At 31.8% G+C, this 16,191-nt stretch carries 12 protein-coding genes; all 12 read right to left on the bottom strand.

What is annotated here, in order from left to right; all coding sequences use genetic code 11:
• Nucleotides 1-117 precede the first annotated feature (117 nt).
• Nucleotides 118-1,500 carry a nucleotide-binding domain-containing protein gene (locus DF281_RS07935; RefSeq protein ID WP_109349727.1) on the bottom strand — a complete coding sequence of 461 codons (1,383 nt, stop codon included), beginning with the start codon at nucleotides 1,498-1,500 and terminating at the stop codon, nucleotides 118-120.
• Between the two features lie 18 nt (nucleotides 1,501-1,518).
• Nucleotides 1,519-2,109, bottom strand: a complete 591-nt coding sequence (locus DF281_RS07940) for an SLATT domain-containing protein (RefSeq protein ID WP_109349728.1) — start codon at nucleotides 2,107-2,109, stop codon at nucleotides 1,519-1,521.
• Between the two features lie 64 nt (nucleotides 2,110-2,173).
• A complete protein-coding gene (locus DF281_RS07945) occupies nucleotides 2,174-3,346 on the bottom strand; it encodes a restriction endonuclease subunit S (protein ID WP_109349729.1) in 1,173 nt (390 codons plus the stop codon).
• A gap of 3 nt (nucleotides 3,347-3,349) precedes the next feature.
• A complete protein-coding gene (locus DF281_RS07950) occupies nucleotides 3,350-4,903 on the bottom strand; it encodes a type I restriction-modification system subunit M (RefSeq protein WP_109349730.1) in 1,554 nt (517 codons plus the stop codon).
• A 1-nt stretch (nucleotide 4,904) separates the two neighbouring features.
• The gene (locus DF281_RS07955; protein WP_109349731.1) at nucleotides 4,905-5,504 is read right to left on the bottom strand and encodes a restriction endonuclease subunit S domain-containing protein; all 600 of its coding nucleotides are present in this window, start codon (nucleotides 5,502-5,504) and stop codon (nucleotides 4,905-4,907) included.
• Nucleotides 5,505-5,627: 123 nt separating this feature from the next.
• Entirely contained in the window at nucleotides 5,628-8,381 is a 2,754-nt protein-coding gene (locus DF281_RS07960; protein WP_109349732.1) for a type I restriction endonuclease subunit R, read from the bottom strand.
• 389 nt (nucleotides 8,382-8,770) lie between these two features.
• Nucleotides 8,771-9,637, bottom strand: coding sequence for a hypothetical protein (locus tag DF281_RS07965; RefSeq protein ID WP_109349733.1), 867 nt, complete (start codon nucleotides 9,635-9,637; stop codon nucleotides 8,771-8,773).
• Nucleotides 9,634-10,743: a DUF3696 domain-containing protein gene (locus DF281_RS07970; protein ID WP_109349734.1), complete on the bottom strand. Its 1,110-nt coding sequence runs from the start codon at nucleotides 10,741-10,743 to the stop codon at nucleotides 9,634-9,636. Before DF281_RS07970 ends, DF281_RS07965 begins: the two co-directional genes overlap by 4 nt.
• Nucleotides 10,740-11,894: a DUF262 domain-containing protein gene (locus DF281_RS07975; RefSeq protein ID WP_166636105.1), complete on the bottom strand. Its 1,155-nt coding sequence runs from the start codon at nucleotides 11,892-11,894 to the stop codon at nucleotides 10,740-10,742. The genes DF281_RS07970 and DF281_RS07975 overlap by 4 nt, the downstream gene beginning before the upstream one ends.
• A 90-nt stretch (nucleotides 11,895-11,984) precedes the next feature.
• Nucleotides 11,985-13,520, bottom strand: coding sequence for a Tn7-like element transposition protein TnsE (locus DF281_RS07980; RefSeq protein WP_109349736.1), 1,536 nt, complete (start codon nucleotides 13,518-13,520; stop codon nucleotides 11,985-11,987).
• On the bottom strand, nucleotides 13,501-15,339 hold the full coding sequence (locus DF281_RS07985) for a TnsD family Tn7-like transposition protein (protein ID WP_109349737.1): 1,839 nt from the start codon (nucleotides 15,337-15,339) through the stop codon (nucleotides 13,501-13,503). Before DF281_RS07985 ends, DF281_RS07980 begins: the two co-directional genes overlap by 20 nt.
• Before the next feature lie 34 nt (nucleotides 15,340-15,373).
• Entirely contained in the window at nucleotides 15,374-16,186 is an 813-nt protein-coding gene (locus tag DF281_RS07990; protein WP_109349738.1) for a hypothetical protein, read from the bottom strand.
• Nucleotides 16,187-16,191 lie beyond the last annotated feature (5 nt).

Consider the following 16,191-nt stretch of genomic DNA (forward strand, 5'->3'; position numbering starts at 1 on the left):
AGGATGCTACAAACGTTGATTTTATATATAGAAGAAACCCACACGTTTTGAACAAAGTTTGATCAAAATGCGTGGGTTTTAGTTTCGAAGTATTGAAGTTTTCATAAAAAAGATTGATTAAAAAGAGCTTTGTAAAGTATTTTCAATTTGAATAGGAACATGAATACGATCTCTTGCTACTACTGTATCTTCGTAAACAATATAACATTCTACGAAATGATCTCCATTGAAATCTGCTGATTCTGTACGCTTTTCTATTCCCTTTTTTATTTGCCCTCGAATACAGTTTCTACGAATTGCTTCGTCACCTCTATTCAGGACTTTCCAATATATATCGAATTTGATTTTTTCATCCGAACTAAAGCTATTTATTTGGTTACGTTCTTTAATAATTTGCTCAAATTCATTTTCAACAATAAAAAATTCAAGTGTCCTTTGGCGTTTAATTCTAATTTGACCTTTCAAAAGGTCTCTTAAAAATGTCGGTCTATAACCATCTTGTTTAATAATACAGTCAACTTTAAGCGAATAACGTATATCAACTCTAAATTTATTTTCAATGAATTCCTCGGTGTTAGTTGCTCTAGTATAAGCAGATTCAAAGTAGGCAACAGATTTATTAACTGTTTCTGGAACTGGGAAAGTTTGGCCAAATAAATATACTAGCGTTTCATATAAGTCTGTACTATCCTCATCTAAATCTTTAATTTTGTTATAAGCCTTCTTTGCTTTCTTTACGAACTTACACTTTTTATTGTAGACTTTTTGCTTACTGCCTAGAGCATACCAATATGCTTGATCTTCATTCAAATCTTTTAAATACTTAAATAAGTCTTTTAACAAATCTAAATAATCAGTAAAATCCGCAGAATAATATTTAGAATTTGCGTTCAAGAATTTGTAGACTAATGTATCAAGCAGTAATCCGCCAAATTTAAACCCAATGTTATTTTTCCAAGCTCTAACTAAATAACAGACATAGCTAAAATTATTATTGGTAGTAATATTGAAAGCAGCTGCTTCATCAATTTCTGGAATAGGGTTTGTTTTTTTCCAACTACCACCTTCATTTGCATCAGGATATAAAAAAGACCCGTCCGACTGTTCAAATACAGGACAAACTTCAACAATCTTTTTTAAGCTTTCAAAACTCACAACAACAACTTGTCCATCGCCACGTACAATTGTCCTAGAATAGCGCTTTTTTATTTCTTTTTTTACATCTTGCAGTAGTTTTGACTGGCCATTTCCATCATGGTCATCATATTGCTTCTTTTTACTGCTTGGTAAAATAAATAACATATCTACATCACTAAATGATTTAATCGCAGTTTTTCTTCCAAGTGATCCAACAATCTCACAGTGCTCTGTTTCGCTTTCACAATCCTCATAATAAGATTTATTTAATCTTTTTGTGATTTTTTTAACTCGCTTAATCTCCTCTTCAACATCTTCAATCTTTAAAGAATCAATAAACTCTTCTATATGCGTAGCTAACATACCGTATCCCCTTTGCTTCTAATTTTCAATACAAAACTTTATTACAAGAACTAAAATTGTAATAATTACAATGGCAGTCCATATTCTAAAAAACATTGGAAATTTATCTTTCCAAGTGAATCTTTTTTGCTCATCAATCCATTCATGCTGCGCTTGATAAAAAAATTTATAATGGGCATACCAATCACTAAATGTTATTTGCTTTGTGATGCTTATGGCATAATAGTCATTCAACAGTTTTTGTAGTTTTTCTTGATCTTCATTGGTCACCTCAGATTCAGTAGAGCTCTTTGTCTGATAATACATATCTTTTAATTCATTATGAATTTCTGTTAGTTTTATGCCAGCTTTCATATAATCTTCTTTATTAGAGTTATATAGATTTATTTGCAGTGCAATAACACTCACTAAGATAATAACAAGAGATACTTCTTTGTTATAGTCAAAAAATGGTGCATACAATTGCCATATCCCAATTAATAATGTGATTAAAGCTACTCCACTTGGCACTTTTTCAACAATATCATAGGTTGCAAAATGCTTTTTAGCGCCAAACATCACATTGTAGCCATGTTCTGCTAACGACTTTAAAAAAATCTCTTTTTTCATATTATCTCCTTTTCTATTGAAAAAGCATTCTAATATTACATAATACTAGAATGCTCTTTGATTGTTATATAAACATTTGTTGCATAAGACCTTTTTTCTGTTCTTTGTAAAAATCAATTTTTTGTTGCTGCAGATAGATATTGTCATCTATTTTTTTGAAGAATGCTCCTATTTTTTCTTGTTCATTGAATACGGGAACTAATACTTTAAACTTAGCAAATTTCGAAATCCATTGACGTTCATGGTTTTCTGGAACATATTCAAATTTTTTCAAAACATTAAAAACAAAATAGAAATCATAATCACTTGATGTCAAATAGAGTAGCTTCATAGCTGAACTTTTTACTTTGAATGAGAAATCAACATAATGTGAACTCGTTGTGAAATCGTCAAAAATAATGATTGGATTTTTAGCACTTGCTTCTTTAATTCCAGAAATTTCATTTGTATACCCTAAAATAAAACTTTTACCGGCTGTCAAAACCGGTGTCTCATTGCTATCATTATAATTAGTTGACTCAACGATGTATTTAGTTGGTTGTTCATATTTCAGTAAATCCCCCAACTTACGCTCTTCCCATTCCCCTGTAAATCCTTCAAACCGCATCTCTGGCTGTGTCTCACCAGCTTTAGGAAACATCTTCTGCATATATCCTTTTTTCTGTTCTTGCAGCAAATCAATTTTTTGTTGTTGGAGTTTGATTTTTTTATTTATTTTCTCAAATAAATTCCTGATTTTTCTTTGTTCCCATTCTTCAGGTATATTTAACTTAATTTTAAAAAATTCATTTACAGGAATATTAAGCAAACCATGATTTCTAGCGCCTTCCGCTGCTATCATTGATACTTCTTTATGCCAGTGAGTAGTTTCGAAATAATGTTTTAAAAACAATTCATCAATATTTGTTGCTTTGAAACAAATATATAATGTTGATAATACTCCCTGATTATAGTTTTCTAATCGTTTTATTGCTCCCCAAGGATAGCCGTTAGAATAACTTTTATTATAAGTGAATTCTCCCTTTTTCAATAAGTAATACCCACTTAAATCTTTACCTGAGACATTTTTGTTAAAATAAGTAATTTGATCAACTAATCCTCTATCTGCTGATATAGTCAACGGCAATTTCGATTCTAGTTGTTTATTTTTCCTTACAACTCTTTCTACAATACTATCTAATGAAACACTTCTCCATTCCCCACCAAACTCTTTAAATCTCAACTTTGGTACGTTCATCTGCTACACCCCCAATTCTTTGAAGTAGGCAGCGAGTTCTTCGTCCACTTTCGCAATTTCGGCGTCAATGGCTTCAAGTTGTTTTGCGACTTCGGCAAGATCTACTGGTTCTTCTTCTTCGAATGTGTCGACGTAGCGTGGAATGTTTAAGTTGTAGTCGTTTTCGCGAATTTCATCTAATGTAGCTGCGTATGAATATTTATCAATCGTTTCGCGGCTTAAATACGTTGCGACGATTTTTTCAACATGCTCATCTGATAAGTGGTTTTGATTTTTGCCTTTTTCAAACTCATTTGATGCATCAATAAAAATGACATTATCATCGTGTTTACGGCATTTTTTGAATACTAAAATACATGTCGGAATGGATGTACCGAAGAAAATGTTCGCTGGTAAACCGATGACCGCATCTAAATAGTTTTTCTCTTCAATTAAATACTTACGGATCACGCCTTCTGCAGCGCCACGGAATAATACACCATGTGGTAATACGACTGCGAATGTACCGTTATCGTCTAAATGATGGATAAAGTGTTGGACGAATGCGAAGTCGCCTTTTGATTTTGGTGCCAGTTTCGCATAGTTACTAAAACGCTCGTCATCTTGGAATTTATCATCCGCACTCCATTTCGCACTGTATGGTGGATTGGCAACGATAGCTTCAAATGTTTGACCCATATGCTGAGGATCTTCCAATGTATCTGCATTTTTAATGTCGAAGTTTTGGTATGGAATATCATGTAGTAACATGTTCATGCGCGCTAAGTTGAATGTTGTTGATACTTTTTCTTGACCGTAATATTTGTATACTTTTGCTTCTTTACCAACGCGTAATAATAATGAACCCGATCCACATGTACCATCGTATACACTTTTAACTTCTGTTTTACCAGCTGTGACGATTTTTGCTAAAATACGTGACACTTGTTGTGGTGTATAGAACTCACCAGCTTTTTTACCGGCATTTGCGGCGAATTGAGAGATCATGTATTCATAAGCATCACCTAATACATCGATTTCTACGTCGTCTTGTAGGAACGGTATATCGGCAATATTTACAATCACTTTTGAAATTAGCTCTGTACGTGCTTTTACAGTTTTGCCGAGTTTTGTCGAGTTTAAATCCATATCATCAAATAAGTTCTCGAAGTCTTCTTGGCTATCTGCGCCCATTGTTGAAGCTTCAATTGCTTTAACGCCATTTTGAAGCGTTTCAACGTCGAAATCACCGTTTACACCTAATTCAATTTCTTTCACGAATGTAGAGAATAAGTATTGTGGTGTAATCACATAACCTAATTCTTCGATTAAATATTCTTGTAAATCTTCACGATATTCTTCATTATCCCAAGCTTCCACAAATGTTAGTGCATCTTCTTCAAGTAATTTACCTGCACGAGCTTCAACCTTTTCTGATAAATAGCGGTAAAAAATTAAGCCTAAAATATAGTCTTTAAATTCACTCGCATCCATTTGACCACGTAAGTCATTGGCCATTGCCCAAAGTTTTTTGTGCAATTCTGCTTGCTGCTGACGTTGTTTTTCACTTGTTGTCATATTAATGACCTCCTAATTGTTCAATACTCTCTACCATTTCATAATGTAGGAGTAGTTGTTCTAATCGATTCTTCTCTTTTAAAAGTGCTGTCTTTCTCTTTTTTAATTGTGCGATTTTCCCTAATACTACTTGCTTTTCAATATTGGGTAGTTTCAATTCAATTTCTTTTACATTCGATAACTTCAATGAAGAAATAATACTTCCTTCTGTAAATAACGCGATTTGCTTTTGAATAGAAGGATGCTCATTAAATAGCCATTCCATAAAATGAACATCTACTTTTTCAAAAAAGTTTATTTTCATAAAGTTATTCGTAAGTAATAGACCCTGATATTGCGGAGGAAACCAAACAAACTTTTGTGTTAACGTATGTAACACGAGGCTTTCCGGATCAGTTAATACTTCTTGTTTAATCTTCTCTTTATTTACATAAATCGATCGATCTTTTTCTTGAGAAATCCGATAATCGATTCCAAGTAAATGATTAAATTCTTTTAATGTTACTAACTGCATCTGGACACTATCTTCACTCAGATTCGATGTTTCAACTCGATTAGTAAAGACGCCTTGCGTAACATCTGCACATTCTCTTAACTTCATCGCATAACCTCCTCTACGAATATTATATTAAATGATATTTTAAATAATATCAAGTTAATTCGTATTTATTTTCGATATTTTTTAAAATAACATAAAAGAGAGAGGATATCCTCTCTCTTTTTCCTATGCTCCATATTTTGCAACTTGTTCATGAATAAAGTTCTTTATTGCTTTAATTGCCTTTTTCTTCTTCAAAAATGAACCTGATAAACGATCCATAATGGTACTATCTTCAATAATATTGGCATATTCATAAGTCGCTACTTGTTCTTTTAAAACAGATTGCTCTAATCCTACTTCACTTGCAAAAGTATTCATTTCTTCTTCTTGTACTACTTCTTCGTATTTTGAATATTCATCAAGAATCGATACATTTGTACCGAGTTGTGGGACAATTTTATCTAAGAAGTTATGAATTAGTTCAACTTTTAAACGTAACTTTTCATCTGACGCATGATCTAACTCTTGTTTAATTAATTTAATCTCTTGATCACGTGTTTTTTCATCATTCATTGTTAAATTAGCAATGAGATTCATAATATAACTGACATTAATTTTATCTGTTTGCATTAACTCTAGCTCAAAATCAATGTCTTGTAAGATGGACTCTTTACTTAGATCTTCTTTCTTCAAGCGATCATGAATTTTGAAGTATTTACTCTTATAATCTTCATAAGATTGCTCTGTAATTTGCAGTTCATCTTCATCAAATTCAAAGTCAGAAAATGATTGCAGTCGTTGAAGCATTTTCGTTACATTTTTGAAAGCCACAATAAATTCTCGTTGATCTTCTTCAGTTTGAAGTGTGTCTACTTGCTCAGGCGATACTGCTACTTTTTTCAGACCTTTTAATGCTTCTTTAAATTTAGCTAAATAAGCATCATAACTTTGCATTAAAACATCATCAACAGAATCTGTTTTAGAAAACAAACGAATTGTCGCATCTGTTTGATTCTTTAAATTACGATAACAAACGACATTACCATAAGGTTTTGTCGCCTTTTCTACACGGTTTGTACGGCTATAAGCTTGTAATAAATTATGATATTGTAAGTTTTTATCGACATATAATGTATTAAGTGGCTTACTATCAAATCCTGTTAAGAACATATTTACAACGAGTAAAATATCAATTTGCGCATTTTTCATCTTTTTCGATACGTCAGAGAAGTAGCGATCCCATGTATCGGTTGAATAGTCCGTTCCAAACATTTTATTATAATCGACAATCATACGGTCTAACGCTTCACGTGAATGTTCTTCTGTACCATCACTTTCTTCATTCACACCAAATGAATAAATCCCTGCAATTTTCAAGTTATGATTTTTCGATTTAAATAAATCATAGTATTTAATTAATGTTTGAATCGAATCTACCGCAAAGATACCGCAATAACCTTTACTTTTCGCGCGACGATTATGATTATCGACAATATGTTCTGTAATCATATTTAAACGTGTGGGATGATGTAATACTTCATCTGTATCAATGCCTTCCACTTTCGTATCATCTAATTCATCTACTTTTGATTGGAATGTACTAATATATTCAACTGAAAAACCTAATACGTTCCCATCACGAATCGCATCTTTAATTAAATAATTGTGTAGACATTTTTCAAATAAATCTGCAGTTGTACGACCATCCTGACTTTTATTTTCTTCAAAACGTGGCGTACCTGTAAAACCAAAGTATTGTGCATTTTGGAAGTGATGATCAATATCTTTTCGCATATCGCCGAATTGGCTACGATGACACTCATCGATAATGAAAACAACATGTTCTTGTTTATACGGTTCCATGATTTTTTCATAACGTGGATTCTTAACTGCATTACTCATTTTTTGAATAGTCGTTACGATAAAACGTTTCATTGGATCTTTAATTTGCCTAATTAATTCCTCTGTTTTATCTGTGCGGTCTACAGAACCTTTTTCAAACTTATTAAATTCTGCAGTCGTTTGGCTATCTAAATCTTGTCGATCGACGAGGAAGAATACTTTTTTAATGCTCTCCTCATTCGCTAATATTTGTCCTGCTTTAAAAGAGGTTAGCGTTTTCCCAGAACCTGTCGTATGCCAAATGAATCCATTATTATTTGTTTCATTCGCACGTTTCACTAATGCTTCTACTGCATACACTTGATACGGACGCATAACCATTAATGCTTTGTCCGTATCGTTAATAATCATGTAACGGCTAATCATTTTTGCTAGATGGCATGGTTGTAAAAATGCTTTCGTAAAATCTTGTAAGTTCGTAATAATATTATTTTCTTCATCCGACCAAAAGAACGTAAAACCAAACTGAATATCATAATCCGAGTTTGAGAAATATTTCGTATCAACACCATTACTCACAACAAAAATTTGTAGGAAATGGTACAGTCCCTGAAATGAATGACGACGATAGCGCTGGATTTGATTAAAAGCTTCTTTGAAATCAAGTCCACGACGTTTTAACTCGATTTGAACAACGGGCAATCCATTAATGAAAATGGTCACATCATAGCGATTTTCATACTTTCCAAACATCGTCGTTTGTGTAGTTACTTGGAATAAGTTTTTACACCACTGTTTTGTATTCATTAATTCTAAATAAAGCTCTGTTCCATCTTCACGTTCGATTAGTAATTTATCGCGTAGAATTTTAGCCGATTCATAAATACTTTTATCCTCTGTTGCAACTAGCACACGCTTAAATTCTTTCTCTGTTAATGGTTGACCATTCAACTTTTTTTCGTTAAATTTATTTAATTGTGTACGGAAATTAACTAATACAGCTGCATAATCTGATAAATGTACAGATTCATATCCCTGTATTTGCAATTGTTCTACTAAATGCTTTTCTAGTTGTGCTTCTGACTGATAACCCACTGAAAAAACCTCAACTTTCACATAGCTATATAATTAGTTCACTCATTATTTTCTTAGTTTAAGTAAATATAGATTTTAATAAAACTATATATTGTATAGATTATACCATTTCCACATACCATTTTTCCTATTTATTAGTATAATTGTTAACAGAAACTAAATTTATTATCCTTATATTCTATTAAATGAATGTTAAAGCAAAAACACCCCTTTAGATTACTAGAATCTAATGTTGGTTTGGAATAAAGTTTGATTAAAAGTGTTCTGCAAACGTTGATTTTATAATAGAAGAAACCCATGTATTTTGAACAAAGATTGATCAAAATTCGTGAGTTTCATTTTAGCTTATGGAAATTTTTATAAAAAAGATTGATTAAAAATAACTTTTTCTAATAAGGATGATTGCCTATATGTCCAATTAAAATAAGTGGACGCCCATTAACTCTTTTGTCGTTCCATTCAAAATAAATTCTATCATTGGAATTCGGCTGATACAATTTCGTATGTGGTGAACATTTAACCTTTCTAACTTCGCCGTTAACATCTACAAATTCAAATGATAAAAATTTCGTCACTATTCCTGCATCGCCTTCAGGGGAACACTCAAAATCTTTGTTTTTTGACTTCAAAACTTTCAATGCTGGTTTATGTCCGCTTTGTTTATATATAGAATAACACTCAACACCATAATCATTTAAAGCCGATAAATGTTTTATTAATTCATTTGCATGTTTAGTAATAGGATTAAAATGCTTTATTGATTTAAATACATTTTCTGATAAAAATAGATTAGGAAATGTCTTCGATATCCCTTTTACAAAATCATTTGTATTACTACTTCTCACTAAAACTTGTTTTCTTATCTGTAAACAAGCATCTAGCGAATCTATATGAGCAATATTTTCAGTCAAATTTGTAGGACATTTTAATAAACTCATTCCACCTACCTTTTCAGAGCTCACACTATTATACAATTCATTATATTGTTTATTATCATTAATAAACTCTTTTTCTAAATAATTCCTTAAAAGTTGTTTTTCTGTAGTTTCTTCTTTTGGAGAATATAACCATGCAGCAAAATCTAAACCATTAAAAATTTGATCATAAATTTCTAAAGAGTAAAAAATATCTTCATCTTCATATTGAATTATTTCAGTACAAATATCAAAAAAGTCCGCTAATTTCTCAATAATCTTTAATTCCGAAATTTGACTCACTGCAACACTTTCATTTAATAGAAGATAGTTTATTCTCAAGATATTTTCCCCCTCTTTATTTTCAATAATTCAAATAGATCTTGTTTTTCTTGATCAAAAAAACCACTTGGCCAATTTGTTAGTTCGCCATTTTCTTTTATACTAATAATACTATTAATAGTTTCTCCTTGAATCTGATGGAAAAAATTTATTGTAGCATTGTCAGTATTTTTTGCATGTGATAATTCTAATCTTATCCCATTAATAATATGTTCACTATGAGTTTCAACAATTATTTGTACACCACAAAGACTTAATAATGCTAAAAATCTGCCTAATCTTGATTGACCAAAAGGATGTAAATGTGCTTCTGGATTTTCTACTATTAGAATATTATTCGCTTGTTCACCACTAACAGCAAGTAATCCAGCTGTAATTATCGGTAAAGCATATGTAATACCAAATCCTGTAGATGTTTGAGGTATAAATTCATTCGAATCTTCTTTTCCATATAAAACTGATACCATATCTACCTCTTTAATTTCTTTATATTTCAACCGGAAATCTTGAAATATAGTTCTCATCCAAGCTTCAACCTGAGTTGAAAATCTTTCTAGTCCATCTTTATGTTTCATTTGTTCAACTATATCTATCTGCAAATAATCCGCTCTACTTAAAACATGATTTGTGAATTCTCCTTTATAACCTACTTTTAGTTTCTGTTGTGGATCAAAAAATTGAGCTTTACTTGGCGCAACTCTTTCTGCACCAATATAATTAAAGTTGATATTATTCAACTCATCAATGTTTTTAGTTTTTTTATTATCTAGCGTTAAAGTATGCGGTTGTTCATAAATATCTACTTCATATTCTAGATTTAATTTTTTATTTTCTGTTTGAAATTCTAAAGAAATTTTATCATCAGTTGCTGAGAAATTTAAAATTTGTTCCGTTCTTCCTAACTCTAAATTATATGGACCATTAATTTCAATCTGATTAGATTCTTCGGATAATTGTTCAGCTGTAGTTTTAGCCAAAAGCAAACCTTGTATTACACTAGATTTACCGACACCATTTCCTCCAGCAAATATGTTTATACCTTTAAAATCTAATTCTATATTTTTTAAACTTTTGAAATTTCTAATCTTCATTTTTAACAGTTTCATAAAAGTAAATCCTCCATTGTTTTCCTGATATTTTTAAAGTTATATTGAACATTTGCTACCGAATTTGTTCCTACAGTTAAGCTATCAGAAAATACTTCATCTCTAGTAATTAAATCGGTTATTTCTTTCAATGCATCTTTCTCTTTCATTTCATTAATTTCCACACTTGTATAGTATGTCAAAATAACACTTAATGAACTAAACAAAGATTTATTCACCAATTTTCTCTTCGAATAATTATTTTCCGCATCCAAATTATTATACTTTCTAAAACCATATTCCCCAAATAAAATAAAGGCATTATTCATACTATGTAGGAATTTCCCCTCTATTTCTTTCAACTCATCCTCTTTAAATTTATTAATTCTTTCAAAAACATTATCTATAAATAACTCTAAATCACTTCTATCATATTTTAATTCTCCTGAATCGAAATCATATGCAAAATCAAATGCTATATAGCGTAAAATTAATTCCTGTGCAGCCATTCTAGTATCATTAACACTTGAGTTAGTAGCAAGCAAAAATTCTTCAGAGTTTGATAAACGCTTTAAGAAATCTCTAATATGTGGTTTTGCAATTGAATTTCTAATTTCTTGTGCATTTAAAGGCATTCCGCCCGTATTAATTCTTCGAAATAAGTCATACTTAACTTGTGTTGGTGTTCTAGCATCTATAATATTCACTGAAAATTGAGTCATAAATATTCTAGTTTTATATTTTTTATCTAAATCAGCAAATTTCTTTCCCCCACACAATTTATCTAGATACTGTAAATTTTTCAATTTGAACTTTCCATTTAAATACTCATTAATTGTATTTAACCTTTGTAATCCATCTATAACATTTAGAAAGGAATCATCATCTTCATAGAAATAAAAAGCTGGTATGGGAATTCTCAACATCAGTGACTCAATTAATAAAGATTTTCTTTTTACCTCTTTCCAAACAACATTCCTTTGGAAATCTGGATTTAAATTTAAAGAACCGTCATCTATTAACTCTTTAACGTATTTTAAAGATAACATTCTTTGCTCTATTCTAATTTTTTCTGCATCAAAGGGTGTTTCTTCAGACTCAAAGTCTTCAATTTCTTCTTCTTCTATCCCATAATCAAATTTCTTTTCATACATATCTAAATTATCATCCACAAAAATTACCTCCATAAATTCCAGTACTTTTTTCAATCCATCCATATCCATATTAACTATAACTAATTATTAAATTACAATCACTTATATTCATAACACTTTATTAAACAATAACCTCGCTCTATGTTTATAGCCCTTCTTACTATGCTTTGCTTTTCGTACGACTATATTCCTTCGTTTCAAATCTCCCAGTACATCTCTCTCCCACGACCCACTACTATTCACTAGGTTTAATAACAAACCATCAATCAATTGATTCCAATTAATCGATACTGTAGCAAATAAAATCAACATAGATAGTGCACGATTCTCTCGTTCTACTTCTAAAATTTTAAACTCATTACCGTTAAATAGATTAACTGTCGCTAGTGCATAGCGACGTGGTGTTATACCATCTTCTAAATAACTAAACACTCGATTCCCATCACCAATTGGCAATGAACTCAACTGGACATTAATAGATTGTACTTCTTTGTAATCTTCTAACTCTTGCAATATATATACGAATTCACCCAATTCTCCCTCTGCCTGGGCTTGCTGCAAAGATTGATTTTCAATCCCTCTTGCCAAGCGATTGCCTCCTGTATCTGAAGCTGAACGAATTCCTGAATCTTTAAATGTATATCGTTTCGTACTTTCATCTTCATACGTTCGTTGCTTTGTTGATTTGCCTTGAACCTTTACAATGCTTGGTGATTCGGCATATTTATGAACTTGTTTATTCATTTCAATTAATTCAAAATCCTCCGTTGCACCTTCCACTGTTTCATCTATCATTTTTTCTTTTTCTTCAGCAGATGATTTTAATTCATGCATTGTATATTTCTTAGGTTCATTAGTTTTTTCAGATTTTGATACTTCTGGATGTGAAAATGATATGATTTCAAATGGTATTTCCTTATCTTTCACTTCAGTTACTCTTAAAATTGTCCCTCCATTTGAAGTGATTTTTACAATCGCTTTAATTGAAATTGGTTGTTGGAATAACCAATCAAACTTCAATTCACCCGTATTTAAAAATGTATAAGCAATATTTTCGAACGTTCTTCTTAAATCTCGATTACCTAATAACCATACTAGCTGGTATAAAAAGCTTTTTTTTGTGTATTTCAGATTATATTGAGAAGAAAAATCCAAATGAATTTGTCCTTCTGAATAGTTTTCGATGAAATATTGTGGGAAAGAGTTCATTTCAAATAAACGATATAATAAAAAGCGATTCGGCGCTAATATGCTACGAACTACTTCAATTAGCGGCAATGTATATGATTTATTATTAAAATTCACTATAAAACTACGTGATATATCTTGATCATTCGTTCCTTGTACAACCCATTCCCGTTCTGTATAACGCACTGATTGCGGAAAAATCATCAAATCAATCTCTTCTAAATTGTCTGGTGGTAAACTATAACGCAAATCACCATCTATATACATATGTTGAATAGCTAATGCTGGTAACACTCCCCAATCTATTGCGATTTTTTTAGTTTTCCCTTTTGCTCTAAAATGCACATAGACCATCATTTTCTTTTCAGCTTTAAAAGGAGAACCAATCCAAATTAATTGAGCTGGTTCTCCTTTGGGAAACGGCCAGTTTTTCAATTTATATACTTTGCTGCTCATCTCTTTTCACATCCTGGCTTTGTTGAATATATTTAGATAACACATCTTTTATTTCATGAAAATGATGCGACTTTACTGCCGCTAATCGCTGTACTTTCCAGAGTTTGATTACATCGTCTTCTTCTAGTATTCGATCAATCACCTTACAACAACGTCGAATTTGGAATGACTGAACAGTTTCTGTTATCACATCTAACAAAGCTTTCGTATTCGGTAACTTAGCCAGATTCCTCTGTAGATTTGCTGTAATCCCTAGTCGCTTCCCAATTAAAGAATTTGTTATTCGAACGGGCTTCTCAATAGTTAATAATTGCTGATGTAAAGCCTTTATACGCTGCACATATTCTTGATCTCGTGCGTTCCAATCCACAAGTCTATTCGGTTCTGTATGCTTTCGCTGGATTGGTAAGTTAGCCATTAGCCACTCTTTATCGTATCTATATAAATACATATACTGCTTATATAATCCATTCCTTATTTCAGTTCGAGTTAACTGCGGCTGTGCACGTATTATTTCAGACACATCGTTACGATAGGTTTCTAGTCTATCTGATTTAACTGTGCTAAATGATTTTCGTGAGGGATTTTCTGCATATTTCTTAACCGTTTTAGAATCTACGCCTAACTCCTTTGCGATAGATCGGATACTCATGCCTGTACCCATCAATTCTTTTAATCTTCTACTCCACACTGGTCCAAAGGCTTTTACTCTACCAATCCTATATTGATCTTCTACAGTGCTATCTGGACCTTTACGAGCATACACAAACCCACAAGTACAACGGAATGTTCCAATCGGCGTTTTTGATTTAGAGTCATTTGTAACTTCTACAGAAGATATGCTTAACTTTTTATAATGTCCTGCAGCTTTGTTCAAACATGGATACGGACCTTTTCCAAATGGGCCATTATCCACTATTAAATCTCCTACATCTTGCTTCAAATATAAAAGCATTAATAAATGGCGTAATGGGTGCACATGCCTCGTTGAATTACGAGTTAATACTTTTACCCAGTTATATTCATCTTCTTCATTAAAATCGCTCTCATAGCTCGTTAAAAGCTCCTCAGATAAACCTATCTTTATCATTTGATACAAGTCCTGTTGTCTAACACGATTGGCTGCCGTAATTAAATTTTTCTTTCTCAATAAAGCCTTATACATCGAGCTTATCTCTATCTTTGTTAATGAATGTAACGGTATTTGTAATAATTTATATGCCTGTTTTGCTAATTGAATAGCTATCTCTTCATATGGATCCACTTCGTATAAATCCGATAGATTCATATGACGTAATTCGAAACGAATGTATTGCATACGACTGCCACCCGTTACCGGATACTCCCTCAACGGAACTTCATGGTGGGCACAGTAACTTATTCCTTGTAGTTGATGCTCGCGATGAATGTATGGTTCTCCATACTTCTCAGAATCAGTTTTGGCACAAAGAGCACAGTAATATAACCCTTCTTTACGACAAATACCTCCAGCTACAATACCAAGCCTTGTATATAAAGCCTGTCCATTATTTTTGACATCCTCTAAAATCTCTAGCTGTCGTTGTTTAGATAAAAACGAAGCGTAGTAAGAGTAAATCGTATGGTTGGTCAATAAATCTTCTACTGAATATTGAGGTCCTAATTTCTCTACTAAATTAGTAAAATGACTACCAATCTCCACACTCGGTATCACAGAACGACTATCAAACAACTCTTCTAATGTATCTTTACAATCAAGATTCCCACTATAAAAATGATAACGCGCAATCGCTGAATACAATAATTCATCTGGATATGGATTAGTGAAGAAGGGTAGCATTTAATTACCTCCTAAAGTAGTCATCAACTTTTTATTAACTAAGCTCTTCTAAAAAATATCTAATGAAATCTTTTCCAAACTTCGTCAGCTCAAGTCTATCTTTAGATTTAAGTTTTACCTTTTTTAATGTTGGTAATTTAGATTTGTTTTTAGGATTTGTAGCCATTGATAAAGATTTTTGCAATTCGTTTATCGCCTTTTCTATCTCCTCTAAATCTTTCTCTAAAATTACATCTGTTTTAGTCGTTAATATCCCTTTTCGTACTAAGTTTCTTCTTATAGTTTCATACTGTTCATATGAGATTCCATGTACGTCCAAAACATCTTGGTAATTATTTACGTTTTCATCTGGTTCGTTAAGATAATTCTTTCCGTATAACTTCAAAACAGTAAGATCTATAATTCTTAAATCTCTTAACATATCATAAAAAACTAATACAAAATCTTCTGTAATTTTCTCGTGTTCAGCTATATTCATAAAGCCTGTTACTAAATATTTAATTTTTTCTTCTTGTGGTTCATCCCCCACATATCCAAGAACCAATTCACATAATCGATCAAGTTCTTCTTTCTGCTCAGTATTTTTTAATTTAAAAAGTTCATCTAATCTAGTTATTCTTCCAACTAATTCTTCTTCAAAAGTATTAAAGTTTCTTTGTAAACGTGATTGTTTGTAGCTCATATACGCATTGCCTAGCCCCGGAATAAATGATGCCACTGCATCCGTAGCAATTGATCCTATCATACCCATACCTGTTGATTTAACTAATTCAGCACCTTGCGAACTAACAGCATCTATTACTGACTCAATTACAAGCGGCTTTACTAATTCTTTTTTCTCCCCCATAACCA

Source organism: Kurthia zopfii (assembly GCF_003143955.1).
Lineage (GTDB): Bacteria > Bacillota > Bacilli > Bacillales_A > Planococcaceae > Kurthia > Kurthia zopfii.